Source organism: Sphingomonas sp. RIT328, from assembly GCF_000632225.1.
Taxonomy (GTDB): Bacteria; Pseudomonadota; Alphaproteobacteria; order Sphingomonadales; family Sphingomonadaceae; genus Sphingomonas; species Sphingomonas kyungheensis.
In genome coordinates, this window is the sequence record NZ_JFYV01000017.1 from 25,347 (window position 1) to 51,443 (window position 26,097).

25 protein-coding genes are annotated in these 26,097 nt (G+C 68.8%); 14 read left to right on the forward strand and 11 right to left on the reverse strand.

All coding sequences use genetic code 11. The features are described from left to right. The first annotated feature begins 6 nt into the window (after positions 1–6). Both BW41_RS21540 and BW41_RS22055 read left to right on the forward strand, forming a co-directional pair. Positions 7–306, forward strand: a complete 300-nt coding sequence (locus BW41_RS21540; protein WP_037533866.1) for a DUF805 domain-containing protein — start codon at positions 7–9, stop codon at positions 304–306. Continuing rightward, on the forward strand, positions 237–392 hold the full coding sequence (locus tag BW41_RS22055; RefSeq protein ID WP_161773123.1) for a DUF805 domain-containing protein: 156 nt from the start codon (positions 237–239) through the stop codon (positions 390–392). The genes BW41_RS21540 and BW41_RS22055 overlap by 70 nt, the downstream gene beginning before the upstream one ends. Positions 393–398: 6 nt before the next feature. Here the strand turns inward: BW41_RS22055 and BW41_RS09295 are convergent, their stop codons facing one another. Genes BW41_RS09295 through BW41_RS09305 form a run of 3 tightly spaced genes read right to left on the reverse strand, consistent with a single transcriptional unit; the run spans position 399 to position 1,920 of the window. Continuing rightward, positions 399–1,346: an aldo/keto reductase gene (locus BW41_RS09295; protein WP_037533868.1), complete on the reverse strand. Its 948-nt coding sequence runs from the start codon at positions 1,344–1,346 to the stop codon at positions 399–401. After that, complete coding sequence (locus tag BW41_RS09300) at positions 1,343–1,543, reverse strand: hypothetical protein (RefSeq protein ID WP_037533915.1); 201 nt, start codon at positions 1,541–1,543, stop codon at positions 1,343–1,345. The genes BW41_RS09295 and BW41_RS09300 overlap by 4 nt, the downstream gene beginning before the upstream one ends. Before the next feature lie 5 nt (positions 1,544–1,548). After that, complete coding sequence (locus BW41_RS09305) at positions 1,549–1,920, reverse strand: hypothetical protein (RefSeq protein WP_037533916.1); 372 nt, start codon at positions 1,918–1,920, stop codon at positions 1,549–1,551. A gap of 104 nt (positions 1,921–2,024) precedes the next feature. On the opposite strand from BW41_RS09305, the gene BW41_RS09310 reads away from it, so the two are divergent. The 4 genes from BW41_RS09310 to metH all read left to right on the forward strand — a co-directional run bounded on the left by BW41_RS09310 (position 2,025) and on the right by metH (position 8,029). Beyond that, positions 2,025–3,005, forward strand: coding sequence for an ArsR/SmtB family transcription factor (locus tag BW41_RS09310; RefSeq protein ID WP_037533870.1), 981 nt, complete (start codon positions 2,025–2,027; stop codon positions 3,003–3,005). Continuing rightward, positions 3,002–3,943, forward strand: a complete 942-nt coding sequence (metF, locus tag BW41_RS09315) for a methylenetetrahydrofolate reductase [NAD(P)H] (RefSeq protein WP_037533872.1) — start codon at positions 3,002–3,004, stop codon at positions 3,941–3,943. The genes BW41_RS09310 and metF overlap by 4 nt, the downstream gene beginning before the upstream one ends. 215 nt (positions 3,944–4,158) lie before the next feature. Then, the gene (locus BW41_RS09320) at positions 4,159–5,205 is read left to right on the forward strand and encodes a homocysteine S-methyltransferase family protein (RefSeq protein ID WP_037533874.1); all 1,047 of its coding nucleotides are present in this window, start codon (positions 4,159–4,161) and stop codon (positions 5,203–5,205) included. 145 nt (positions 5,206–5,350) lie between these two features. Then, a complete protein-coding gene (gene metH / locus BW41_RS09325) occupies positions 5,351–8,029 on the forward strand; it encodes a methionine synthase (protein ID WP_037533917.1) in 2,679 nt (892 codons plus the stop codon). Between the two features lie 51 nt (positions 8,030–8,080). On the opposite strand, the gene BW41_RS09330 is transcribed toward metH, so the two are convergent. From BW41_RS09330 to BW41_RS09335, 3 genes are all read right to left on the reverse strand, one after another. Next, the gene (locus tag BW41_RS09330) at positions 8,081–8,329 is read right to left on the reverse strand and encodes a hypothetical protein (protein ID WP_152542234.1); all 249 of its coding nucleotides are present in this window, start codon (positions 8,327–8,329) and stop codon (positions 8,081–8,083) included. Between the two features lie 219 nt (positions 8,330–8,548). Further along, positions 8,549–8,707 (reverse strand): hypothetical protein, encoded by a 159-nt coding sequence (locus BW41_RS21210; protein ID WP_153810794.1) that lies wholly within the window; start codon positions 8,705–8,707, stop codon positions 8,549–8,551. 28 nt (positions 8,708–8,735) lie between these two features. Next, positions 8,736–9,944 (reverse strand): cation:proton antiporter, encoded by a 1,209-nt coding sequence (locus BW41_RS09335; RefSeq protein WP_037533878.1) that lies wholly within the window; start codon positions 9,942–9,944, stop codon positions 8,736–8,738. 678 nt (positions 9,945–10,622) lie between these two features. Here BW41_RS09335 and BW41_RS09340 point away from each other — a divergent pair. Beyond that, the gene (locus tag BW41_RS09340; protein ID WP_037533880.1) at positions 10,623–11,549 is read left to right on the forward strand and encodes a right-handed parallel beta-helix repeat-containing protein; all 927 of its coding nucleotides are present in this window, start codon (positions 10,623–10,625) and stop codon (positions 11,547–11,549) included. A gap of 52 nt (positions 11,550–11,601) precedes the next feature. Here BW41_RS09340 and BW41_RS09345 read toward each other — a convergent pair whose 3' ends face one another. The 3 genes from BW41_RS09345 to BW41_RS09355 form a co-directional block, all read right to left on the reverse strand. Then, positions 11,602–11,841: a hypothetical protein gene (locus BW41_RS09345; RefSeq protein ID WP_037533881.1), complete on the reverse strand. Its 240-nt coding sequence runs from the start codon at positions 11,839–11,841 to the stop codon at positions 11,602–11,604. A gap of 6 nt (positions 11,842–11,847) precedes the next feature. Next, positions 11,848–12,912: a sialidase family protein gene (locus BW41_RS09350; protein ID WP_051583393.1), complete on the reverse strand. Its 1,065-nt coding sequence runs from the start codon at positions 12,910–12,912 to the stop codon at positions 11,848–11,850. 97 nt (positions 12,913–13,009) lie between these two features. Next, on the reverse strand, positions 13,010–14,671 hold the full coding sequence (locus BW41_RS09355) for an alkaline phosphatase family protein (protein ID WP_037533883.1): 1,662 nt from the start codon (positions 14,669–14,671) through the stop codon (positions 13,010–13,012). Between the two features lie 91 nt (positions 14,672–14,762). Here BW41_RS09355 and BW41_RS09360 point away from each other — a divergent pair, with 91 nt between their 5' ends. From BW41_RS09360 to BW41_RS09385, 6 genes are all read left to right on the forward strand, one after another. Next, positions 14,763–16,757: a protein-disulfide reductase DsbD family protein gene (locus BW41_RS09360; protein ID WP_037533921.1), complete on the forward strand. Its 1,995-nt coding sequence runs from the start codon at positions 14,763–14,765 to the stop codon at positions 16,755–16,757. 120 nt (positions 16,758–16,877) lie between these two features. Then, positions 16,878–18,383, forward strand: a complete 1,506-nt coding sequence (locus tag BW41_RS09365; RefSeq protein WP_037533885.1) for a circularly permuted type 2 ATP-grasp protein — start codon at positions 16,878–16,880, stop codon at positions 18,381–18,383. Beyond that, positions 18,383–19,318, forward strand: a complete 936-nt coding sequence (locus tag BW41_RS09370) for an alpha-E domain-containing protein (RefSeq protein WP_037533922.1) — start codon at positions 18,383–18,385, stop codon at positions 19,316–19,318. Before BW41_RS09365 ends, BW41_RS09370 begins: the two co-directional genes overlap by 1 nt. Continuing rightward, positions 19,318–20,118, forward strand: coding sequence for a transglutaminase family protein (locus BW41_RS09375; protein WP_037533887.1), 801 nt, complete (start codon positions 19,318–19,320; stop codon positions 20,116–20,118). Before BW41_RS09370 ends, BW41_RS09375 begins: the two co-directional genes overlap by 1 nt. A gap of 86 nt (positions 20,119–20,204) precedes the next feature. Further along, positions 20,205–22,292: a catalase gene (locus tag BW41_RS09380; RefSeq protein WP_037533890.1), complete on the forward strand. Its 2,088-nt coding sequence runs from the start codon at positions 20,205–20,207 to the stop codon at positions 22,290–22,292. A gap of 109 nt (positions 22,293–22,401) precedes the next feature. After that, the gene (locus BW41_RS09385) at positions 22,402–23,340 is read left to right on the forward strand and encodes a cell wall hydrolase (RefSeq protein ID WP_037533891.1); all 939 of its coding nucleotides are present in this window, start codon (positions 22,402–22,404) and stop codon (positions 23,338–23,340) included. Between the two features lie 6 nt (positions 23,341–23,346). Here the strand turns inward: BW41_RS09385 and BW41_RS09390 are convergent, their stop codons facing one another. Next, positions 23,347–24,111, reverse strand: a complete 765-nt coding sequence (locus BW41_RS09390; protein WP_037533924.1) for an arginyltransferase — start codon at positions 24,109–24,111, stop codon at positions 23,347–23,349. A gap of 223 nt (positions 24,112–24,334) precedes the next feature. Between BW41_RS09390 and BW41_RS09395 the strand changes: the two genes are divergently transcribed. Continuing rightward, entirely contained in the window at positions 24,335–24,577 is a 243-nt protein-coding gene (locus BW41_RS09395; RefSeq protein ID WP_037533893.1) for a hypothetical protein, read from the forward strand. Positions 24,578–24,833: 256 nt separating this feature from the next. Here BW41_RS09395 and BW41_RS09400 read toward each other — a convergent pair whose 3' ends face one another. Next, entirely contained in the window at positions 24,834–26,072 is a 1,239-nt protein-coding gene (locus BW41_RS09400; protein WP_037533895.1) for a threonine ammonia-lyase, read from the reverse strand. Between the last annotated feature and the right edge of the window lie 25 nt (positions 26,073–26,097).

Sequence of the window (26,097 nt, forward strand, 5' to 3'; positions counted from 1 at the left end):
CGACGGATGCTGTCCGGTTACGTCGCGCGGCCCTTCCGGCTCTTTGCAGCGTTCCGCGGCCGATCGTCGCGGCGGGAATTCCTGTGCTTCACCATAATGATGTGGACGAGCATGTTTGCCGCAATTGGCATCGGTGGCGCGTTTGACAGGGAGGACAGCCACAATTGGACCGTCGGGCTGTTCCTCGTCGTGATGCTCGCCTTCATCACCCCCGCTTTGGCTGTGAAGGACGGCGGGTGCATGACTTCAATGCATCGGGATGGTGGGTTCTCGCGTCCGCCGTGCCCTACCTGGGCTTTCTCGTAGAACTGTGTTTCGCCGTCATGCCGGGTACCGCTGGCGAGAACGACTTCGGGCCTGACCCACGCACCGCCGCCAACGTAACGGCCTGATCGTCGTCACGCCCCCGCGTTGGTCAATCGCTCGAGCTGATCCTTGCTCAGCTCCAGCGTCATCGCGGGGAGCAACTCCTCGACCTGCGCCACCTTGGTCGCGCTGGCGATCGGCGCGGTGACGCCGGGTTGCGCGATCAGCCAGGCGAGCGCGATCTGGGCGTGGCGTGCGCCGGTTTCCTCGGCGACCGCATCCATCGCGGCGAGCACCGCCGCGCCCTTGCCGTCGAGCAGATCGCCCATCCGGCCGCCCCGCACGCTCTGACCCAGATCGTCGCGGCTGCGATATTTGCCGGTGAGGAACCCCGAGGCGAGGCCGTAATAGGGCAGCACGCCGATATTCTCGGTGACGCAATAATCCTGCAACTCGCCCTCGAACTTGTGGCGGCTGACCAGGTTATATTCGGGCTGGAGCACGTGATAGCGCGGCAGGCCGTGCGCCTTGGCGGCGTCGACCGCGGATTTGAGGCGCGCGGCGTGGAAATTGGAGGCGCCGATCACCCGCACCTTGCCCGCGTCGATCAGCCGCCCGAAGGCCTCGAGCACCGCCTCCTGCGGCACCGAATCGTCGTCCTGATGCGCGTAATAGAGATCGATGCGGTCGGTGCCGAGCCGCTGGAGCGAGGCTTCGGCGGCGGCGATGATCCGAGACGGCGCGAGCTTCTCGCCGCCCTCGCCGGGGAGCATGCCGACCTTGGTGGCGATCAGCACCGCGTCGCGCTTGCCGCTCGCGGCGAGCCATTCGCCGATCATCGCTTCCGATTCGCCGCCCTTATGGCCGTCGACCCAGGCGGAATAGACGTCGGCGGTGTCGATCATCGTGCCGCCGCCGGCGACGAAGGCGTCGAGCACCGCGAAGCTGGCGGCACGATCGGCGGTCCAGCCGAAGACGTTGCCGCCGAGGACGAGCGGGGCGATCTGCAGATCGGTGGAGCCGAGGCGGCGCTTGGTCATGGCTGGGCGTCCGTGTCGTTGGTGGTCACTGCGTCGAGGTCGATGCTGTTGGCGTCGAGCATCGCCGCGGCGTCGTTGAGCTGGGCGGCTTCGTCGGCGCTCACCGCGCCGGAATCGTCATGCCCACGCGCGCAGGCGAGGAGGGCGAGGGGAAGCACCGCCGCGATCAGCCGCGGCGACGGGCGATGCCTCCCCATCCGGCTCAGTCCTTGATCGCGCGGCCGGCGCGCTCCAGCGTGTTGCCGGTCGCATCGGCGGCGCGATCGGCGCCGTTGCTGATCGCCGCACCGGCGCGATCCGCCCCGCGGTCGATCCGCGCGCCGGCGCGATCCGCGTTGGCGTCGATATTGTCGCCCGCCCGGTCGATCGCCGCGCCGGCATTGTCGAGGTGGCGTTCGGCCGAACCGAAGGCGCGGTCGGTGGCGGCATCGACATCGCTCACCGCATTGCGCGTCGTTGCCTCGGTATCGGCGGCGATGGCATTGGCGGCCTGTTCGGTCTGGTCCTGGGCGTTCTGGCTACAGGCGGCGAGGCCGATCGCCAGCGGCGCGGCGAGGATCAACAAACGCTTCATCGTCTTCTCCCGGTAGAATCGGATCATAGCGCTGGGCAACGCGGCACGGCGGCTTCGGGTCCGCGTTGACCGCATATAAAGATATCTTTATATGTTGATGCGACATGACCCTCGCGCTCGACATCTTCCGTGCCTTAGCCGATGCGACGCGGCTGCGCATCTTCTCGTTGCTGCGCACGATGGAGCTGTCGGTCGGCGAGCTTGCGCAGGTCCTCGGGCAGAGTCAGCCGCGCGTCAGCCGCCACGTCAAGATCCTGTGCGACGCCGGCCTCGCCGAACGGCGCAAGGAGGGCAGCTGGGTATTCGTCGCGCTCGGCCGCGCCGCGGCGACGGCGCCGGTGGCGGCGGCGATCGACGAATGGCAGCGGACCGAGCCCGATCATTGGGCGGTCGCCGATGCCGCGCGCCTCGCCGCGGTCCGCGCCGATCGCGCGGCGAGCGCGGCGCAATGGTTCGAAGGCCATGCCGACGAATGGGACGCGATCCGCTCGCTCCACGTTGCCGAGAGCGAGGTGGAGGCGGCGATGGCCGAGGTGCTCGGCGATGGTCCGCTCGGCCAGTTGATCGACATCGGCACCGGCACCGGGCGGATGCTCGAACTGTTCGGCGACCAGGCGGACAGCGCGCTCGGCATCGACCGTTCGTCGGAGATGCTGCGGCTCGCGCGGGCCAAGCTGCACGATCGCGCCAATACCGAATTGCGGCAGGCCGACCTCTATGCGCTGCCGATGGCGGACGGCGCAGCCGATGTCGCGATCCTGCACCATGTGCTCCATTTCGCGCAGCAGCCCGGCGCCGCGATCGCCGAGGCGGCGCGGGTGCTCGGCCCGGGCGGGCGGTTGCTGATCGTCGACTTCGCGCCGCACGACCGCGAGGATCTGCGCACACGCGACGCGCACACCCGGCTGGGCTTCGCCGACGAGCAGATCGCCGGCTGGTTCGGCAATGCCGGGCTGGCGCTGGCGCGGACCGAGACGCTGAAGGGCGGCGAATTGACGGTGACATTGTGGCTCGGGCGCAAAGCCGGTGCGAGCCTGCGTGAGGTGACGATGACGAGGGTCGGACAAACGGTGGGGGCGGCATGACGATTTCGGTGACCCAGCTCGAAGAGGCGCAGATCGCGCTCAAGGCGCCACTTTACGCGGACGTGGCGGGCGACATCGCCGTGTCGTTCGAATTCTTCCCGCCCAAGACGGAGAAGATGGAAGAGCAATTGTGGGAGGCGGTGCGCACGCTCGAACCGCTTGCGCCCGATTTCGTCTCCGTCACCTATGGCGCGGGCGGATCGACGCGCGAGCGCACCCATGCGACGGTGGCGCGCATCCAGCGCGAGACCAGCCTGGCCGCGGCGGCGCACCTCACCTGCGTCGAGGCGACGCGCGCGGAGATCGATCAGGTCGCGGAGGATTATTGGGCGGCGGGCGTGCGGCATATCGTCGCGCTGCGCGGCGATCCGCCCGCGGCCGGCGCGAAGTTCGCCAGCCATCCGGGCGGCTATGAGAATGCCGCGGCGCTGGTCGCGGGGTTGAAGCGGCTGCATCCGTTCGAGATCTCGGTCGCGGCCTATCCCGAATGCCATCCCGATTCGCGCGACATGGCCGCGGATATCGACAACCTCAAGGCGAAGTTCGATGCCGGCGCGACGCGCGCGATCACGCAATTCTTCCACGAGCCCGAAACCTTCTTCCGCTATCGCGACAAGGTCGCGGCGGCGGGGATCGATGCGGAGATCGTGCCGGGGATCATGCCCGTTACCAATTTCGCCAGCGTCGTGAAGATGAGCAAGATGTGCGGCACCGACGTGCCGGCGTGGATGGCGCGGCTGTTCGAGGGGCTGGAGGATCATCCCGCGTCGCGGCAGCTGATCGCCGCCACGCTCGCCGCGGAATTGTCTAGAAAGCTGTATGCCGGCGGGGTGAAGTCGCTGCATTTCTATACGCTCAACCGCGCGGAACTGGCGTTCGCGATCTGCCACCTGCTCGGCGTGCGGTCGAAGCCGGTGGCGAGCGCGGCGGCGGCGTAGCGACGGTAATTCCTCCCCGGCACGGGGAGGGTCGTGCGGGTCGCCATGTCCCCCCGGACATGGCTGGAATTGCCGGGGGCAATTCCTCCTGCGCGACATGCAACGCATGGTGGAGGGGGCTCTCCACCAGCGATATCGTTCGTGGAGAGCCCCCTCCACCCCTCGGCTGCGCCGAGCGGTCCCCCTCCCCGTGCCGGGGAGGATCGGAGATTGACATGACCACACGCGACACATTCCTCGGCGAGGCCGCCAAGCGCATCCTGATCACCGACGGCGCCTTCGGTACCGAGATCCAGAACTGGAAGCTGTCCGAGGCGGATTATGCCGGCACGCTCCAGCTCGGCCACGACCAGAAGGGCAATAACGACATCCTCGCGCTGACCAAGCCCGAGGTGCCCGAGGCGATCCACCGCGCCTATTTCGAGGCGGGCGCCGACATCGCCGAGACCAACACCTTCTCCGCCAATCGCATCAGCCAGGCCGATTACGGCGCGGAAGGGCTGGTGCGCGAGATCAACCTGGAAAGCGCGCGGCTCGCCCGCCGCATCGCCGACGAATATCAGGCAAAGGACGGCCGCCCGCGCTTCGTCGCCGGGGCGATCGGCCCGACCAACAAGACCTTGTCGCTGAGCCCCGACGTCAACGATCCCGGCTATCGCGAGATCGACTTCGATTACCTCAAGCAGGTCTATCGCGAGCAGATCGACGCCTTGGTCGAGGGCGGCGCGGACTTCATCCTGATCGAGACGGTGTTCGATACGCTCAACGCCAAGGCCGGGATCATGGCGACGATCGAGGCTGCCGAGGATCTCGGCCGCGACCTGCCGCTGATGCTGTCGATGACGCTGACCGACCTTAGCGGGCGCAATCTGTCGGGCCATACCGTCGAGGCCTTCTGGCATGCGGTGCGCCATGCCCGGCCGGTGACGATCGGGCTCAACTGCTCGTTCGGCGCCGAGCAGCTGCGCCCGCACGTCAAGACGCTGAGCGAGATCTGCGACACGCTGATCATGGTCTATCCCAATGCCGGCCTGCCCAACGAGCTCGGCGCCTATGACGAGGCGCCGGCGACCACCGCGGCTCTGGTCGGCGAATGGGCGCAGGCGGGGCAGGTCAACGTGCTCGGCGGCTGCTGCGGCTCGACGCCGGCGCATATCAAGGCGATCGCCGACATGGCGCGGGGCGTCGCGCCGCGGCAGCTGCCGGTGCCGCCGGTCCGCACCCGCCTCGCCGGTTTGGAGCCGTTCACGATGGCAGCATAAAACATCCTCCCCGGAACGGGGAGGGGGACCAGCCGGAGGCTGGTGGAGGGGGCTCTCCACGAAAGACAACGCTGGTGGAGAGCCCCCTCCACCCCTCGGCTACGCCGAGCGGTCCCCCTCTCCGTGCCGGGGAGGAATAGGAATGATGATGACCACCACGTCCTCCGCCCAGTTCGTCAATATCGGCGAGCGCACCAACGTCACCGGATCGGCGGCGTTCAAGAAGATGATCATGGCGGGCGACTATACGCGCGCGGTCGAGGTCGCGCGCCAGCAGGTCGAGAACGGCGCGCAGGTCGTCGACGTCAACATGGACGAAGGCCTGCTCGACGCGCATCACGCGATGACCACCTTCCTCAAGCTGATCGCCGCCGAGCCCGATATCGCGCGCGTGCCGATCATGATCGACAGCTCGAAATGGAGCGTGATCGAGGCCGGGCTCAAATGCGTCTCGGGCAAGCCGATCGTCAATTCGATCAGCATGAAGGAGGGCGAGGAGGCGTTCCTCTACCATGCGCGCAAGTGCATGGCCTATGGCGCGGCGGTGGTCGTCATGGCGTTCGACGAGGTCGGCCAGGCCGACACCCAGGCGCGCAAGGTCGAGATCTGCGCGCGCGCCTATGACCTGCTGATGGGCATCGGCTTCCCGCCCGAGGATATCATCTTCGATCCCAACGTCTTCGCGGTGGCGACGGGGATCGAGGAGCATAACAATTACGCGGTCGACTTCATCGAGGCGTGCCGCGAGATCAAGGCGCGCTGCCCACACGTCCATATCTCCGGCGGCCTGTCCAACCTGTCGTTCAGCTTCCGCGGCAACGAGCCGGTGCGCCGCGCGATGCATTCGGTGTTCCTCTACCACGCCATCCCCGCGGGGATGGACATGGCGATCGTCAACGCCGGCCAGCTCGACGTCTATGATACGATCGATCCCGAATTGCGCACCGCCTGCGAGGACGTCATCCTCAACCGCGATGCCGAGGCGGGTGACCGGCTCGTCGCGCTCGCCGAGAAATACCGCGGCACCGATGCGGTGGCGGAAAAGGCGGCGGCCGAATGGCGCGGCCTGCCGGTCACCAAGCGGCTCGAATATGCCCTGGTCAAGGGGATCGACGCGCATGTCGTCGAGGATACCGAGGAATGCCGCCAGCAATTCGCCCGCCCGATCGAGGTGATCGAGGGGCCGCTGATGGACGGGATGAACGTCGTCGGCGACCTGTTCGGATCGGGCAAGATGTTCCTGCCGCAGGTGGTGAAGAGCGCGCGCGTGATGAAGAAGGCGGTCGCGCACCTGCTCCCCTTCATCGAGGCCGCCAAGGAACCCGGCGCCAAGGGCAAGGGCAAGATCGTCATGGCGACGGTCAAGGGCGACGTGCACGATATCGGCAAGAACATCGTCGGCGTCGTGCTCCAGTGCAACGGCTTCGACGTCGTCGATCTCGGCGTGATGGTGCCCTGGTCGAAGATCATCGCGGCGGCGAACGAGAATGACGCCGACATGATCGGCCTGTCGGGCCTGATCACCCCGTCGCTCGACGAGATGGTGACGGTGGCGGAGGAGATGAAGCGCGCCGGCATGACGATGCCGCTGCTGATCGGCGGCGCGACGACCTCCAAGGTCCATACGGCGCTGCGCATCTCGCCCGCCTATGACGGGCCGATCGTCCATGTGCTCGACGCCAGCCGCGCGGTCGGCGTCGCCACCACGCTCGTCTCCGACACGCAGCGCGACGCCTATGTCGCGAGCGTCGCCGAGGATTACGAGAAGGTGCGGATCGCGCGCGCCAACAAGGGGCAGAACGACCTGCTGCCGCTCGCCGAGGCGCGGGCGCGCGGCTTCGTCGCCGACATGGCGCTCAAGGCGATGCCGGTGGCGCGGCCGGGCGTGCATGTCTTCGACGACTGGGATCTCGCCGACCTGCGCCAGTATATCGACTGGACGCCGTTCTTCCGTGCCTGGGAACTCGCCGGCAACTTCCCCGCGATCCTTACCGATACGGTGGTCGGCGCGAGCGCGAGCGCGCTGTACGCGGATGCGCAGGCGATGCTTGACCGGATCGTCGCCGAGAAATGGCTGACCGCGCGCGGCGTCGCCGGCCTGTGGGCCTGCCACCGCCATGACGACGATGTGTGGGTCTATACCGAGCATCGCGAATCGCACCGCAGCCCCGATGGCGCGAGCATCCCCGAGGGCTTCCACATCCCCAATCTCGACCGCAGCGGCGAAGCGACGGTGCGGCTGCCCTTCCTGCGCCAGCAGATCGCCAAGCGCGAGGGGCGCGCCAACCTTTGCCTTGCCGATTTCATCGATCCGGCGGGCGACTGGATCGGCGGCTTTGCGGTCGGCATCCACGGCATCGACGCACATATCGCCCGCTTCAAGGCGGACAATGACGATTACAACGACATCCTGCTGAAGGCGCTGGCGGATCGCCTTGCCGAGGCCTTCGCCGAGGCGTTGCACGCGCACGTCCGCCGTGAGCTGTGGGGCTATGCCCCCGACGAGCAGCTGACCAACGAGGCGCTGGTCCGCGAACAATATCGCGGCATCCGCCCCGCGCCCGGCTATCCCGCCTGCCCGGAGCATAGCCTCAAGCGGACGCTGTTCGACATGCTCGACGCGGAGGCGAACGTCGGACTGGAGCTGACCGACAGTTTCGCGATGCTGCCGACCGCGGCGGTCAGCGGCTTCTACTTCGGCCACGCCCAGGCGGAATATTTCGGCGTCGCGCGGATCGGCCAGGATCAGGTGGCGGACTATGCCGCGCGGCGCGGCGTCGAGGTGGCGCAGGCGGAACGCTGGCTGCGGCCCAATCTGGATTGAGCCGATCCGTCCCGATCCTTCCCCATGCAAGGGAGGGACCGGGGCGGCGGATCATTTCGCGCGGATCGTCACGCCATAGTCCGCCCAGCCGGCGACGGTGCGGCACAGCGTGTCCGGCAGCGTCTTGTCCTTGGCGAGCAGCGGGCTGGTGGTGCGCGGCATGCAGATCTTGGCGGCGGGATCGGCGATGACCCGCGCCGGTACGATAACGACCGGCGGCTTCCTGGCCGCGAGCGCCGGGCCGGCGGCGGCGATGGTCGTGGCGGCGAGCGCGGTGGTGATACGGAGTGCGACGAACATGATGACCCCTTGCTGATGCGGCTGCGGGTGCAGCGACATCGGGGCTGGTGCATTAGTCGTGCCAGACACCGGGGATTGGAAAAGCCACGCTATTTCGGCCAGCCAATTGGTCGCTTGCGCCGCCGGTCGGTGAAAACCGCCATTGAGCGGCCGATCGTGCCAATTCGGACGGATCGACCGGTCGCGTCATGCCGTCCGTCCCGCTGAGCGGGCGCACGCTCAGCGCAGAAGCAGCCACAAGGCCATTCCCACCAAGGCGGGCGGCAGGAGGGTCGCCAATATGCCGCCGGCCCAGCCCAGATGGCGGTAGGTGAAGCGGACGACCTCGGTCCAGACGCTCAGCGCCGCCTCCGCCGCCCATTCGGCGAGCCATGTCATGACCCCGATCGGTCCGGCCCCGCCGCGGTCAGGACCCGCGACGGCGCAGCGAGGCGTCGCGTTTCAGCATCGGCGCGACGACGGGGATCGTCATCATCGTGCTCGCCACCGCCATCAGCAGCAATGCGGTGAACGTCTCATGCGTGATGATCTGCTTGTCGAGCAGGATGTTGACGAAGATGATCATGATCAGCGCCTTGGTCTGCAACAGCCAGCCGATCGCGCGCGCATCGCCCTTGGGCCATTTGAGGATGCGGCCGGCAAGGTGGATGCCGGCGAGCTTGCCGCCGACCGAGGCGGCGAGCAGCAGCGCCGCCACCGCGAACACCGAAGCGCCGCCGACGCCCCATTGCGTCTTCAGGCCGGTCGACAGGAAATAGACCGGCATCACCGCGAGCAGGATCGTCTGCCGGAAGCGGTCCATCCGCGCCTCGCCGAACCAATGCGCGTCGAGCACGGCGCCGGCCAGGAATGCGCCGACCATGAAGTGCAGCCCCGCCCAGTCCGCCGCAAAGCCGCACAGCGCCAGCCAGATCAGCCCGACATACCAGCGATCATTCTCGCCGAGCGCGCGCAGCAGGCGGCGGATCGCCCAGGTCGCCACCGCAAACCCGATCAGGAACCCCACCTGCCGGCCGACCCGCTCCCAGTCGAGCAGGATCAGCGCGAGCACGCCCCAGATCGCGATATCGTCGAGGCTGGCATAGCGCAGCACGCGCTGGCCGAACGGCGCGCGCAGGATGTCGAGCTTCTCCATGAACAGGACGAGGATCGGCAGCGCGGTGACCGCGCAGGCCATGCCGATGCCGAGCACCACCTGCCATTCCGCGCCGAGCGGCCCGCGCCAGCCGGGATAGCGCAGCATCAGCAGCGCCGCGGCGCTGCCCGCGAGCAACGGCACGCCGAGCGCGAGGCCGGCAGTGATCCCGGTCTCGCCACGCCGCCGCCACGCCTCGCCGATGTCGAGTTCGAGCCCCGCCACCCAGACGAACAGCATCACCGACCACCAGGCGATGCCGTTGAGCGCGCCCATCGTCGCCGGGGCGAAGACGAAGGCATAATAATCGGGGAAGATCGCGCCGACCACCCCCGGTCCGAGCAGGATGCCGCCGATGATCTGCACGACGACCAGCGGCGCCCAATAATCGGTCCGCCCGACGCGCCAGATTAGCCACGGCAGCGTGAAGATGATCAGGATGGCGAGGAGAAAAATCTCCGTCGGCGACATGGCGTGCATCGAATCCCCCCCCGTGCGGCCCCCCGGCCGCCGTCTCCCTTGCTCAAGGGGTTAGCCGAGGCGGTGCTGGGAGCGCAATCATCGGTTGGTTGATGCGGGTGTCGGCCGGACGCCTCTTTGGCGATCTGGCCGTATCGTCCCGGAGGGGCGGGTCACGCGTCGGCATGATGGCCAGCCTCAGTCCGTCGTGGCCGTTCCGCGCTTGTCATTGCGGGTGTCTTGCACAGGTCCCGCCAGTGCTCCCGCGAAAGTGTACACAAAAGCGGGAGCCCGGTGCTTCTTCGCGCGCCAGCCGTTGCTTTGCTTGACCACTGGATTCCCGCCTGCGCGAGACCTCTGCGAAAGTAGCAACCTGACCTGCTCCCGTACCACCCCGGCGCAGGCCGGGGCCCAGTTTGGTGAAGCCTTGCAATCAGTTACAACGGCCTCCCAACTGGGCCCCGGCCTTCGCCGGGGCGGCTTCGAAACTTTCGCAGAGGTCTCGCCTGCGCGGGAATACTAGGTAAGTATCAGCTTCAGCGTTTTACGCACCGGTTCTGCCGACCGGCCTTGGCGCCTGCCAGACACGCGAAGCGCCCTCGGCGACAGCGCCCGCCGGCGCATCCTTGCATCAATCCGGGACGCCGCGCGTGCGGATCGCTGCGGCGGCGCGGCGCGAGAGGCGATAAGGTGCGCGGCATGACCCGTCTGCTGCTCGCGCTCGCCCTGCTCGCCGCTCCCGCCTTCGCGCAAAGCGGCAAGCCGTTCACCATCGCCGAGACGGGCGAGGGGTTCGACGATCTGCAGGCGGCGGTCTCGTCGGTGCGGATGGGAACCGCGACGATCCGGATCGCGCCCGGCGTCTATCGGCAATGCGCGGTGCAGCAGGGCGGGCGGATCACCTATCAGGCGGTGACGCCGGGCACCGCGATCTTCGAGAAGCAGACGTGCGAGGACAAGGCGGCGCTGGTGCTGCGCGGGCAGGGCTCGCGCGTCGACGGATTGGTGTTCCGCGGCTATCGCGTCGCCGACGGCAATGGCGCGGGCATCCGGACCGAGATGGGCGACCTTACCGTCAGCAATGCGATGTTCCTCGACAGTCAGGAGGGCATCCTCGGCGGCGAGCCGACCGGGCAGCGGATCACCATCGATCATTCGACCTTCGCCGGGCTCGGCCAGTGCGACGAGGCACCCAATTGCGCGCACGCCATCTACCTCGCCAATCGCGGGCAGGTGACGATCACCCGTTCGCGTTTCGAGCGCGGCACCGGCGGCCATTACGTCAAGCTGCGCGTCCCCAACGTGACGATCACCGACAACAGCTTCGACGACACCGCCGGGCGCAAGACGAACTATATGATCGACCTGCCCGATGGCGCACGCGGGCTGATCGCGCGCAACAGCTTCGTCCAGGGGCGCGGCAAGGAGAATAGCAGCGGGCTGATCGTGGTGGCGGCGGAAGCCCGGACCTATCCGTCGGCGGGCTTGCGCATCGAGGACAATGACGCGCGCCTCGCCCCGGGGGCGCCGGGCAACCCGGCCTTCGTCGCCGACTTGAGCCACGAGCGGCTGGCGGTCGGCGCGAACCGGCTGGGGGCGGGGATCCGGATGTTCGAGACGCGCTGAGCGCGGCGTTCGCTTCGTCGAGCTCGTAACCGCCTGACGGCGATGTATTGAATCAGCGGAGGCGCTCTATCGTCTCGCCCTCGTCGGGCAGCGCGGGCGGAACTCCCGCCGGTCGGCGGGCGGTGCGGACGATCACCGCGGTCGACAGCAGGATCGACGAGACGAGCGCGCCGACCGAGAGCAGCCCGGCCGGTGTCATCGTCAGCTCGGCGCGCACCCGGCTGCGTTTGCCGAAGCGCAGGGTGATCGCCGCATGCTGGGTGTTCGGCTGGTGGGGATGGTGCCTCGCCATGATCGGTCAACGAGCGACGCGGGCCGACGGTCCCGGCGCGACGCGCAGCCGCCGCGGATCGAGCACCACATAGCGGATGTGCGTGCGGTTCCACGTATAGCTGATATGGATCAGCCCGTCGCGGCTCTGGATCACCGCGGGATAGGCATAGCCGTCGGGCCGCGGCTTGCTTTCCAGCGTCAGCACCGGCTGCCAGCGCACGCCGTCGTCGGACAGCGCGACGGCGAGCGGATAGCGCGGGCCGTCGCCGGGCCGGTCGGGCCAGTGCGCGCTGTGATTGTAGACGATCAGCTGCCGCCCGTCGGTGAGCGTCACCGCATCGGTGCCGGCATTGGGATTGGGCAGGTCGATCGCGGCGAGCGGCGACCAGCTGCGCCCGTCGTCACGCGACCAGCTCATCGCCAGCGCCCCCTGCCGGGTGCGCGCGACGAGTTCGAGCCGGCGATCGGGATAGACGAGCACGCTCGGCTGGATCGCCTCGATCCCCATCGGCGAGGCGATCGGCGGCCCGACCTGCCAGCTCGCACCCGCGTCGGTCGAGCGTTCCATGCGCAGGAACCAGCGATTGTGCTCGGGCGTGCCCTCCTCGCGACTCGACGGAGCGAGCCAGGCGCCCTCCGGCGTCACCACCGGCTTGTTCTTGATCGGACCGAGCACGCCGTCGGGCAGGCGGCGCGGTGCGCTCCAGTGGCGGCCGCCGTCGCGTGACACGATCTCCATGCCCCACCAGGCGCGCGGATTCGGCCCGACCTTGTAGAACAGGTGGAGCGGCTGGCCGTGGGGTGCGAACAGCACCGGGTTCCATGTCGGGTAACGTTGGCCATCGGCGCTGCGCCCGTCGGCGACGCTGACCGGCTTGCTCCAGCCGGACCGGTCGTGGCGGGCGAACCAGATGGTGACGTCCGGCCGGCTCTCGCCGCTGCCGCCGAACCAGGCGGCGGCGATCGTCCCGTCGGGCAGCTCGGCGAGCGTCGAGGCATGCGCCTGCGGGTACGGCGGCGCGGGATCGATGAACGCGCTGCTCACGATCGGCGAGGCGGCGGCGATGAGCAGCGCGGATATGGCTATCATAAGGGTTCCGATGCCGGCGGGGACGGGTGCGTTAGCATCGGTGTGGCGGCGGGGGGAAGCGCGGGGGCTGGCTACCCCCGCGTTGGTTTGCCGCCCCTTACCGCGCGCAGGTGTCGCCCGCGCCCGGATCGAGATCGAGGCAGCGGCCGTCGAGGCCGTGCACCGGCAGGCCGATCGTCGCCGCCAGCGTCGGCGCGATGTCGACCGTCTCGACCGACAGCGGCTGTTCGAAGCCGGCCATGCCCTTGCGCCAGAACAGGATCGGCACGCGGCGATCGTAATCCCACGGGCTGCCGTGCGTCTCGACATAGCCCGGGCCGGGGGTCTCGATCGTCGTCACGCGCGGTTTGAGCAGGACGAGCAGGTCGCCCGACACGGCGGGGTTGAACGAGGCGCGGGCACGTTCGAGCAAAGTCCAGGTTTCGGGCGGGGTCGTCGCGAACGGCTGCGCTGCGATCTGCGCGCGGGTGAAGGCGGCGGCGACCTGCGGCTGCGCGGCGAAACGCTTCTGCGCTTCCGCCAGCACGCGGGCGCGATTCGCCGGCGACAGGCCCTTGGCGAGATAGACGTCGCCCTCCGCCCCGACCAGCACCGGCCCCTTGAGCCCGAGCGCCGCCGAGACCGCGGCATCGACCGCCTTGATCGTCGCGTCGCCGGAGACGTGGGTCTCCATCGGCATCGCATGCTGCTGCTGCCGCTCGGTCATGTCGTGCGCGCCATGGTCGGCGGTCAGCACCACCTCGTAATCGAGGCCCCAGCCGTCGAGCGTCTGGAAGAAGCTGGCGAGCGTCTGGTCGAGCTGATCCATCTGGATGCACATTTCGGTGCCCTGCGTGCCCAGCGAATGGCCGATATAGTCGGTCGCCGAGGCGCCGATGTCGATGATGTCGGTGGTTTCGCCCCGGCCGAGCTTCATGTCCTGAATCAGCCCGGCGGCGATCGCGAACACCGCCGCGTCGCTGGCGGGCGAGGCGCGGAACGCCTTGAGGTCGCCCGCGGCGCGTTCGAACCGGCCCTGGCCGTAGACGGTGCCGGCGACGGTGATCGGCCGGTCGAGCGGCTGGCAGAATCCGGGCAGCGGCAGCGCCGGCTGCGGCTTGGCGACCATCGCGGCGACCGCGTCGCGCCCGCGCTGCACCGCGCGCGGCACCGCGCGGCCGGCGTAGCTGCTGTAGGTCTTGCCGTCCCACCACCAGAGTTCGTCGACCTTGTGGCCGCCCATCATCACCGCGGCGCGGTCCTTGCCGGCGACCGAGACGGCGCGCGTCGCCGGGTGCGCCGCCTTCATCATCTCGCCCAGCGTCGGCACCTTGAGGTGCTTGTCGCTGACGACGTAATTGTTGTGGTCGGTGCCGGGGACGGTCTCGTCCTCGCTGCAATAGACCGTCTTGTCGGCGCGCGCGACCGACTGGTCGATCCAGTTGTTGGCGACGATGCCGGTGTGCGCCGGGCGCATGCCGGTGAGGATGGTCGAATGGCCCGGGCAGGTCTCGGTCGCGGCATGGCTCTGATAGCCCGAGGGGAAGACCGCGCCGGTCAGCAGCCGCGCAAAGCCGCCGGTGAAATGGTTGCGATATTGCTGGAACAGATCGGCGGAGAATTGATCGACCGAGATCGCGACGATCAGCCGTGGCGGCGTGGTCGGCGCTGCGGCGGTGGCGACGGGCGCGGGCGTCGCTGCCGGGGGCACGGACTGGGCGGCGGCGGTGGCCGCGAAGCCGGAAGAAGCAAGCAGGGCGGCGGCGATCAGCGCTTTCATCGGGAACACTCGTTTTGCGGGGCCGGCGCCGCTATGGCGGTCGGCGATGAATCGGGCAACTCAGGTCGGGCGGTATGCCGCCGTGAAAGCGATGCGCGCGCTGTGTTGCGTGTTGATGACGCTGGCGCTGTTCTGGACGGGGGCGGCGCATGCCGATCTCGCGCCGGCGGACGGGCCGAAACATCTGGCGATGCGACTCGTCGCCGACAGCGACGCGCCGCGTGCCGGGCAGAGCGTGACGCTGGCGATCGACACGCGGCCGGCGCCGGGCTGGCACGGCTATTGGCGCAATCCCGGCGATGCCGGCTTCGCCCCGGCGTTCGACTGGACGCTGCCCAAGGGCGCCAGCCTCGGCGGCGAGGTGCAATGGCCGGTGCCGACGACGTTGCTCGTCGCCGGGCTGATGAACTACGTCTATGAAGCGCCCTATGCGCCGCTGGTCAGCCTGCGCGTGCCGGCGGGTCTTGCGAAGGGCACGCCGCTGCCGATCAAGGTCGCGATCAACTATCTCGTCTGCACCAATGCGATCTGCGTGCCCGAGCAGCAGACGCTCGGCCTCGACCTCGTCGTCGGCGACGGGGCGCCCGCGCATGGCGCGGACTTCGACCGCTGGCGCGCCGCCATCCCCAAGCCGCTCGACGCGGCGGGGACCTATCAGGTCAAGGACGGCGCGCTCGTCATCGCCGTGCCGCTGCCGGCGGCGGCGAAGGTGGACAAGGCCGCCTTCTTCCCGTTCGGGCCGGACATGATCACCTATGCCGCGCCGCAGACGGTGACGCGCGACGGCGACCGGCTGCTGATCGCCACCAAGGGCGCGCCCAAGGGGCCGATCGCGGGCGTGCTGCGCATCGGACCCGATCTCGGCCTCAGCATCCATGCGACGGCGGGGACGGTGGCGCAGGCGAGCGATCGCAGCGGCTGGGCGGCGGCGCTGCTCGCCTTCGCCGGGGCGGTGCTCGGCGGGCTGATCCTCAACGTCATGCCCTGCGTCTTCCCGATCCTCAGCCTCAAGGCGCTGCATCTCGCCCGCGGCGGCGAGGACGAGCGCGCGGCGCGGATCGATGCGCTCGGCTATTTGCTCGGCACGGTGCTGATGTGCGTCGCGCTCGGCGGGCTGATCCTGGCCTTGCGCGCCGGCGGTTCGGTGGTCGGCTGGGCGTTCCAGTTGCAGGACCCGCGCATCGTCGTGCTGCTGATCGCGCTGACCTTCGCGATCACGCTCAACCTCGCCGGGCGGTTCGAGATCCCGGTGCCGCAATTCGCCAGCCACGGCGGTGCGGCGGGATCGGTGGCGACGGGAGCGCTCGCCGCCTTCGTCGCGACGCCGTGCAGCGGGCCGTTCATGGGCGCGGCGCTCGGCGCGGCGCTGGTGCTGCCGTGGCCGGCGGCGCTGGCGGTGTTCGCCGGGCTGGGGATCGGACTGGCGCTGCCCTTCCTCGCGATCGGCTTCGTGCCGGCGCTGCGGCGGCGGCTGCCGCGGCCGGGGCTGTGGATGGAGCGGTTCCGCCGCATCCTCGCGGTGCCGATGGCGCTGACCGTGCTGGCGCTGCTGTGGCTGGCGTGGCGGCAGGCGGGGACGATGGGACTGGCGATCGGCATCGCGACGATGGTGGTCACCGGCCTCGTCCTGTCGCTCGGCGGCGCACGGCAGCGGCGCGGTGCCGGCTTCGGCTGGGCGCTGGCGCTCGCCGCCTTGCTGCTCCCCGCCGGCCTCGCCGCGGCGCTGACCGGCGGCGCGGCCAAGCCCGCCGCGGTCGGCGGCGATGCGTTCAGCGAGGCGCGACTCGCCGCGCTGCGCCGACAGGGGCGGCCGGTGTTCGCTTATTTCACCGCCGACTGGTGCCTGTCGTGCAAGGTCAACGAAGCCTCGTCGATCGACACCGCGGCGACGCGCGCCGCTTTCGCAAAGCACAAGGTCGCGGTGCTGGTCGGCGACTGGACCGACGGCGATCCCGCGCTCGGCCGCTTCATCCAGGCGCACAATCGCGCCGGGGTGCCGCTCTACCTCTATTACGCACCGGGGGCGGCGGAGCCACGCGTCCTGCCGCAGGTGCTGACGCCAGGCATGCTGACCGCCCTGCGGTGATCGCCATCGGTCTCGGAACGGAGCGGATTTAGGCGGTTACTTCCGTTGTAAGCCTCTTGTGCGACGCAGCGATTGCCCGCAGCATGGAACCGGCAGGCGGAGGAGGGCTTTACCGTTCCGATGGGGAAACGACCGGCGTTCGATGAGATCATGGGGATGTCCGGCGAGGCGCCGCCGCGTCCCGCGCTCGCCGCGCTCGGTCGCTGGCTCGACCAGACCCCGGACGACGAACTCCGCCGCCGTCAGGAGGCGGCGGAAACGACCTTCCGCCAGCTCGGCATCACCTTCGCCGTCTATGGCGACAGCGATACCCGCGAGCGGATCATCCCGTTCGATATCGTACCGCGCGTCTTCCTCGCCGACGAATGGGCGCGACTGTCCGAAGGACTGGTGCAGCGCGTCGAGGCGATCAACGCCTTCCTCGACGATATCTACGGCGAGCGCCGCATCCTGGCCGAAGGCGTGCTGCCGCCCGACCTGATCCTCGGCAATCCGCAGTTCCGCCCGGAGATCGCCGGGATGCGCCCGCCGCACGGCATCTGGGCGCATATCTGCGGCATCGACCTGGTGCGCACCGGCCCCGACGAATTCTTCGTGCTCGAGGACAATGCGCGCACGCCGTCGGGCGTCAGCTATATGCTCGAAAATCGCGAGGCGATGGTGCGGCTGTGCCCCGAGCTGTTCCGCGAATACCGCGTCGAGCCGGTCGACAGCTATCCCGACCGGCTGCTCGCGACGATGAAATCGGTGGCACCGCCGGGCGTGCGCGGCGGGTCGGCGGGGCCGGTCTGCGTCGTGCTGACGCCGGGTCATTACAATTCCGCTTATTACGAACACAGCTTCCTCGCCGATTCGATGGGGATCGAGCTGGTCGAGGCGGCCGATCTCGTCGTCGACGACGATTACGTCTGGATGCGCACGATCGCCGGGCGGGTGCGCGTCGACGTTATCTATCGCCGGGTCGACGACGATTATCTCGACCCGCTCGTCTTCCGCGCCGATTCGATGCTCGGCGTGCCGGGGCTGATCGCCGCTTATGCCGCGGGCAATGTCGCGATCATCAACGCGCCCGGCAACGGCATCGCCGACGACAAGGCGATCTACAGCTATATGCCCGAGATCGTCCGCTTCTATTCGGGCGGCGAGGCGAAGCTGCCCAATGTCGAGACGTGGCGCTGCCGCGAGCCGCAGGCGCTGCGCTACGTGCTCGACCATCTCGACGAGCTGGTGGTCAAGCTGGTCGACGGATCGGGCGGCTACGGCATGCTGGTCGGCCCGACCGCGAGCCGCGCCGAGATCGACGCCTTCCGCGCCGCGCTGATCGCCGAGCCGCATCGCTATATCGCGCAGCCGACGCTGGCGCTGTCGACCGTACCGACGCTCGCCGATAGCGGGCTCAGCCCGCGCCACGTCGACTTCCGCCCGTTCGTGCTGACCGGATCGAACGGCGTGCAGGTGGTGCCCGGCGGGCTGACGCGGGTGGCGCTCAAGCAAGGATCGCTGGTCGTCAATTCGAGCCAGGGCGGCGGCACCAAGGACAGTTTCGTGCTGATGGCGGAGCCTGCGGGGCAGTCGCAGACCCAGACGATGGGCGGGATGACGCAGCGGCAGGGAGGCGGCGCATGATGCTCTCGCGCACCGCGTCGTCGCTCTACTGGCTCGGCCGCTATATCGAGCGCGCGGATTTCTACGCGCGGCTGATCGAGGCGACGGTGCGGCTCGACGTGATGTCGTCGCGCCCCGCGGGCGAGGTCGCCTGGTCGTCGGCGCTGGCGGTGACCGATACCGAGGCGGACTTTGCGGCGTTCGGCGGCGAGTTGACGCAGACCGACGTGGTGCGCTTCCTCGCGCTCGACACGCGGCACGGCGGCTCGGTGATCCGCTGCCTCGACCGCGCGCGCACCAACGCCAAGGCGGTGCGCACCGCGCTGAGCCGCGAGGCGTGGACCGCGATCAACCGCGCCTGGCTGGTGTTCGAGAATCGCCGCCAGATCGGCGAGACGCAGGCGACGCTCAGCCTGGTCGAGGCGGTGAAGAACGAGACGCGCGGTTTCGAGGGCGCGGTGCACCAGATGCTGCGCAATCAGGCGCATTGGTTCATCCGGCTGGGGCAAGCCGTGGAGCGCGCCGACAACACCGCGCGGCTGCTCGACGTCAAATATCATATCCTGCTCCCCGCCGGCGAGACGGTCGGCGGCGTCGTCGATCGCGATCAATGGACGACGATCCTGCAGACGGTGTCGGCGGTGACCGCCTATCGCTGGCTCTATTCGGACGGGCTGGTCCCCGCCAACGTCATCGACCTGCTGATCGCCAGCCGCGACCTGCCGCGCAGCCTGATGGCCTCGGCGGACACGACGGTCGAGCTGCTCGGCCTGCTCGCCGAACGCACCGGCAGCCATGGCGAGGCCGACCGGATGGCGCGGATGCGCGCGACGCGGCTCGGCAAGACCCGCTCGGGCGAGGTCATCGCCAGCGGCCTGCACCAATATCTGCAAGCCTTCATCCGCGAGAACGGCCAGCTGCACGAAGCGATCGGCCGCCAGTTCCGGTTCGGCTGATGCGCCTGTCGATCGATCACCGTACCGTCTACCGCTTCAGCGAGCCGCAGAGCCGGCTGGTGCAGATGCTGCGCATGACGCCCGAGAACAGCCACGACCAGACGGTGGCGCGCTGGCGGATCGACGTCGATTGCGACGTCAAGATGCGGCGCGGGCGCGACGGTTTCGGCAATGCGATCACGATGCTCTACGCCGAGGGGCCGATCGCCGACATCGAGATCGCGGTGCGCGGCGAGGTGCTGACCAGCCATTCCGACGGCGTGGTGCGCGGCGTGTCAGAAGCGCTGCCGCCCGCCGTCTTCCTGCGCGCGACCGAGGCGACGCCGCGCGATCCGGCGATCGCCGCCTTCGCCGCCGAAATTACCGCCGCGGCGGATGGCGTCGTCGGCATGCTGCACGGGCTCAACCGCGCGATCCACGCGCGCTTCACCGCCGACCGCGCGCGGCCGGAGCCGGGGCTGAGCGCCGCGGCGGCCTTCGACCGACCGACCGCGACGTCGCGCGATCTCGCGCAGATCTTCGCGGTGGCGGCGCGGTCGCTCGACGTGCCGGCGCGCTACGTCACCGGCTACAGCATCGTCGAGGGCGCGACGCGGCCGACCCCGCACGGCTGGGCGGAGGCCTTCGTCGAAGGGCTCGGCTGGGTCGGCTTCGATCCCTTCACCGGCCGCTCGCCGCAGGAGGAGAGCGTCCGCGTCGCCGCGGCGCTCGATGCGGCGGGCGCGGCGCCGGTGGCGGGATCGCGGCTCGGCGAGGGCGAGGAGGAACTTGACGTCGCGGTCACAGTATCCGCCCAATAGGGCATTAAACTCGGTGTCACGAAGGCACCGACTTCGATCAGCTTCGTTGAGTGAGCGCAGATCCCTGCGAAGCGAGATTTCCGATCATGACCGATACCCTGGCCCGCAACCCCGGCAACGGCGGCGAGACGCATCAGACCACCGACGCCGACCATCCGGTGCTCACCACCAATCACGGCACGCCGATCAGCGACAACCAGAACCAGCTGAAAGCCGGTGCGCGCGGCCCGGTGCTGCTCGAGGATGAGGTCTATCGCGAGAAGATCAACCATTTCGATCACGAGCGCATTCCGGAGCGGATCGTCCATGCGCGCGGTTCGGCGGCGCACGGCTATTTCGAATGTACCGAAAGCCTCGCCGACATCACCGTCGCCGACCTGTTCCAGAAGAAGGGCCAGCGCACCGAGGTGTTCACCCGCTTCTCGACCGTCGCGGGTGGCGCGGGATCGGTCGACACGCCGCGCGACGTGCGCGGCTTCGCGGTCAAATTCTACACGCGCGAAGGCAATTGGGACCTGGTCGGCAACAACATCCCGGTCTTCTTCATCCAGGATGCGATCAAATTCCCCGATCTGATCCATGCCGCCAAGATGGAGGCCGACCGCGGCTATCCGCAGGCGGCGACCGCGCATGACACCTTCTGGGACTTCATCAGCCTGATGCCCGAGGCGACGCACATGATCATGTGGGCGATGTCGGACCGCACGCTGCCGCGCACCTTCGCCAATATGGAAGGTTTCGGCGTCCACACCTTCCGCTTCATCAACGCCGAGGGCAAGAGCACCTTCGTCAAGTTCCACTGGAAGCCGCGCGCCGGCCTCGCCTCGACGATCTGGGATGAGACGGTGAAGATCGCCGGTGCCGATCCCGACTTCCAGCGCCGCGACCTGTTCGAGCGGATCGAGCGCGGCGACTACCCGACCTGGGATCTCGGCGTGCAATTGTTCGACGAGGACTTCGCCAACAGCCAGCCCTATGACGTCCTCGACGCGACCAAGATCATCCCCGAGGAAGTCCTGCCGGTGAAGATCGTCGGCAAGATGGTGCTCGATCGCTATCCCGACAATTACTTCGCCGAGACGGAGCAGGCGGCGTTCGTGCCGAGCCATGTCGTACCGGGCATCGGCTTCTCCAACGATCCGTTGTTGCAGGGGCGGCTGTTCAGCTACACCGACACGCAATTGTCGCGTCTCGGCTCGGTCAACTTCCACCAGTTGCCGATCAACGCCGCCAAGGGCCGCGAGGCGGCGACAGGCTGTCCGTTCCTCAACCAGCAGCGCGACGGCCACATGCAGATGGCGGTGCCCAAGGGACGCGCCAACTACGAGCCCAACAGCCTCGCCAAGGCAGGGGAAGAGGCGGGCGCGCGCGAAGACCCGGCCAAGGGCTACAAGACCTTCCCGTCGGAGGAGCAGGGACAGAAGCTGCGTATCCGCCCCGAGAGCTTCGCCGATCATTACAGCCAGGCGCGGCTGTTCTTCCGCTCGATGGACACGGCGGAACAGGCGCATATCGCATCGGCGCTGGTGTTCGAGCTGTCGAAGGTCAGCCTCGACCATATCCGCACCGCGATGCTCGCCAACCTGCGCAACGTCGATGAGGACCTGGCGACGCGCGTCGCCGAGGGACTGGCGATGGATCTGCCGGACGCCGCCCCGACCGCCGCGCCGGTGCTCGACATGGCGGTGTCGCCGGCGTTGCGCATCATCCGCGGGCCGCTCGAAAAGCATACGCTCGAGGGGCGCACCGTGGGCATCCTGATCGCCGACGGCAGCGATGCGGCGGCGCTCGCCACGCTCAAGGATGCGGTCAAGGCGGCCGGTGGTCATGCGATGACGATCGCGCCCAAGGTCGGCAAGGTGCCGCTCTCCGACGGATCGACGATCGCCGCCGATGCGCAATTGTTCGGCCAGCCTTCGGTGACGGTCGATGCCTGCGCGGTGATCCTGTCCGACGCGGCGGCGGCCAAGCTCGTCAAGGAAGGCGCGGCGGTCCAGTGGGTGATGGACGCCTTCGGTCACCTCAAGGCGATCGGCGCGAACGAGGCGGCCAAGCCGCTGCTCGACAAGGCGGGCGTCGAGGCGGACGAGGGCGTCACCGATCTCGCCGGCTTCGTCGAGGCGGCGAAGCAGCGCTATTGGGATCGCGAGGCGAAGGTGCGCACGCTGGCGTAACGGCCCCGGGCGGCAGCCCCGGCTGCCGCCATTAACCCTATCATAAGCCGCCCGCTCTACCCGTCATACGGTGAGCGGGCGGCATATCTCTTTCTTCGGGCAGGCATTCATGGGGCTGACGCTGCTCGTCACCTCGTCCTGCATGCCCTCCGGCAACGATGCGACGCGGGTCGCGCAGGCGGTGCCGGCGCCGAGCCCGCGCCAGTTGCTGCGCGCGCTCGCGCTCGACACCCCCGGCCTCGACGGTCTGCCCGATACGCTGCGCGCCTCGCTCGCCGCGGATGACGACGGTGCGGCGAATCCGCGGGCCGCGCCCGCCTTCCTCGCCCAGGCGGCGAGCGCGGAGGATGCGGCGCGCGCCAGCGACTGCCTGACCGCCGCGGTCTATTACGAGGCGCGCTCCGAACCGCTCGACGGTCAGCGCGCGGTCGCCCAGGTGGTGCTCAACCGGGTGCGCGACCGGGCTTTCCCGCACAGCGTCTGCGGCGTCGTCTTCCAGGGTTCGAACCGGCGCACCGGTTGCCAATTCTCCTTCACCTGCGACGGATCGATGGCCTATCGCCGCGAACCCGGTGCGTGGGCGCGGGCGCGCGCGGTCGCCGAGGCGGCGCTCGCCGGCAGCGTCTATGCGCCGATCGGTGGGGCGACCTTCTATCACACCAGCGCGATCCTGCCGTGGTGGGCATCGAGCCTTGCGCGGATCGGCTCGGTCGGCGCGCACATCTTCTACCGCTGGCGCGGCGCGATGGAGGGGGCGTTGAGCTTCCGCGCCGCTTATGCCGGCGTCGAGCCGCTCGCGGCGCCGTCGGAGCCGGTCGCGCAGACCGCGGCGCTCTATCGCGACAGCGGCGAGGATGGCGGCGTCACCGTCCATCGCGGGCAGCTCGCCGCGATCGTCCGCCCCGATCCGCCGGCCGGCACCGCCATTGCCGTCGCGGCACCGCGGATGACCGTTACCGCGGGCGTGCGCGTCCATCTCGGCAGCGTCGCGCCGACGCGCGTCGTCACCGAGGGCGCGACGGTCGGCGAGGAAAGCGATCCCGGCTGAGCGGTGTCACACCGCGGCGGCGAGATCCGCGTCGCTGAGCGGCCGCCAGCCGTTCGGCCCGAGCATCTCCAGCGGGCGATAGCGCGTCTTGTACGCCATCCGCGCCGAGCCCTTCACCCAATAGCCGAGATAGACGTAGGGCAGTCCCGATTCGCGCGCGCGCATGATGTGATCCATGATGATCACGTTGCCGAGGCCCGGGCGACCGTCGCCGCCTTCGGTATCCGCGGCGAAGAAGCTGTAGATCATCGACAGGCCGTCTGCCTGCCGGTCGGTGAGGCAGGCGCCGACCAGTTCGCCGCGCGACCCGTCGGCGGTGCGGGTGCGATATTCGACGATCATCGAATTGACCGGCGAATGTTCGATCATGTCGGCGTAATCGTCCTCGTCCATCCCGGCCATGCCGCCGCCGGGGTGGCGCGCGGCGAGGTAGCGGCGCAGCAGCTGGAACTGTTCGTCGGTCGCCCACGGCCGGCAGATCGCGATGTCGAGATCGGCATTGCGGCGCAGCAGCTTGCGCTGGCTGGCATTGGGCGTGAACGCCTGGGTGACGATACGGACCGAGACGCAGGCGGTGCAGCCTGCGCACGACGGACGATAGGCGACCCCCTGCGAGCGACGGAAGCCGATCCGGCTCAGCGCGTCGTTGAGTTCGCTGGCATGCGGGCCGCTCAATTCGGTGAACACCTTGCGTTCCTGCCGCCCGGGCAGATACGGGCAGGGTGCGGGCGTCGTGACGAAGAAGCGCGGAAAACGGAATGGCGCAGTCACCGCCGGCAATCTCCTGGGAACGTCACACGCGAAGCGGTACCACCCGACCTATGAAAGAAGCGTGCCGCCTTGCAAAGTGGCTTTCCGGTCGGAAACGGTTAATTTGCGGCTAATTGTCTTTTCGTGCGTTGGCTTGCCGTCAGATCAAGTCAATGTTGCACCGCAGGAACAAAGTTGGTAACCGCTCGTTCCCGGTATCCAATCCGCTTGGAGTTTTCTGTTTATGTCGAAGTTTGCTGGTTCGCTCGCCGCCCTGGCGATGATTGCCGCCCCGGTCGCTGCTAGCGCCGCTCCTGCCAACCCCGCCGCGTCGCTGTCGGTTGCCAAGTCGGTCCGCGCCAGCGCGCCGTCGGCGAAGAAGAGCGACCTGGCTGGTGGCGGTCTGCTCGCCGCGCTGATCGTCGCTGGCGTGGTCGCGATCGGCGTCGTCGCCGTCGTGCAGGACGACAACGCCGACAGCAACTAAGCTTCGGCTTATGCTTTCGAACGGGGGCTGCGCCACGGCGCGGCCCCCGTTTTTGCGTCCGGTGTCTTGGCGGTGCCAGCATAACCGCGCCGGCGGGAATCCCGTGGCCGAGCAGGACAACCGCTCATGGCAAGAATACTGAACTCCCGCCTTCGCCGGAGCACTGATACTTCGCGCGGCGCCGAATAAGGGCAGGGCTTGGTCGGGCGATCGGTCCAAAGGACGTCCATCGCTTCCCGACGGGGGCCCCGCCGGCCTACGCCTGCTCGATCATGCTCGTCTCGAATCCACCTTCGCGCAGCGCCGCGATCAGCCGGTCGAGGTGCGGGCGGTCGCGGGTTTCGCATTCGATCTCGGTGAACAGGCCCTTGGCCGGCAGCGAGGTGAAGATGCGCTGGTGATAGACTTCGATGATGTTGACGCGCTGCGCGTCGAAGATGCGCGCGACGTGGAACAGCGCGCCCGGCTGGTCCTGGAGGCGCACGCGCAGGCGTGCCAGCCGCCCCGACCGGGCGAGGTCGCGCAGCAGCACGTTGGCAAGCAGCCGCGTGTCGATATTGCCGCCGCACAGGATGATACCGACGGTCCGCCCGCGGAACCGCTCGGGATAGGCCATCAGTGCGGCGAGCCCCGCGGCGCCGGCGCCCTCGACCACCGTCTTCTCGATCTGGAGCAGCAGGCTGACCGCCTCTTCGAGGTTGCGCTCGCCGACCAGCACGATGTCGTCGACCAGCTCGGCGACCATCCGCGCGGTGATCCCGCCCGGCTCCTTGACCGCAATCCCCTCGGCGAGCGTATCGCCGGCGCAGGGCAGGCTGGTGCCGCGGATGCGATTGTACATCGACGGGAACAGTTCGGCCTGCACGCCGACCACCTCGATCGGGTGATCGGCCGCACGCGCGACGATCGCGGTGCCCGAGATCAGCCCGCCGCCGCCGATCGGGATCAGCAGCGTATCGAGCGTCGGCACGTCCTCCAGCATCTCCGCCGCGGCGGTGCCCTGGCCGGCGATGACGCGCGGATCGTCGAACGGGTGGACGAAGGTGAAGTCGCGCTCCGCCTCGAGCACGCGGGCATGGGCGTAGGCGGCGTCGAACGTCTCGCCCTCCAGCACCACCGTCGCCTTATGGCCTTCCGTCTGCATCACCTTCACCGTCGGCGTGGTGCGCGGCATGACGATCGTCGCCGGAATGCCGAGCCGGTTGGCGTGATAGGCGAGGCCCTGCGCGTGATTGCCCGCCGAGGCGGCGATGACGCCCTTGGCGCGCGCCTCCGGCGACAGCTGCAACAGCGTGTTGAGCGCGCCACGCTCCTTGTACGCCGCAGTGAACTGCAGATTCTCGAACTTGAGGTAGACGTTGGCGCCGGTCATCTCGCTCAGCGTACGGCTGATCAGCGTCGGCGTGCGGACGATCTTGTCGCGGATGCGGGCATGGGCGGCGCGGACGTCGTCGATCGATACGGGCAGCGCGGCGGCGGCAGGGTTCGTGGCCATATCGGTCCCGCTAGACCATCTGGTG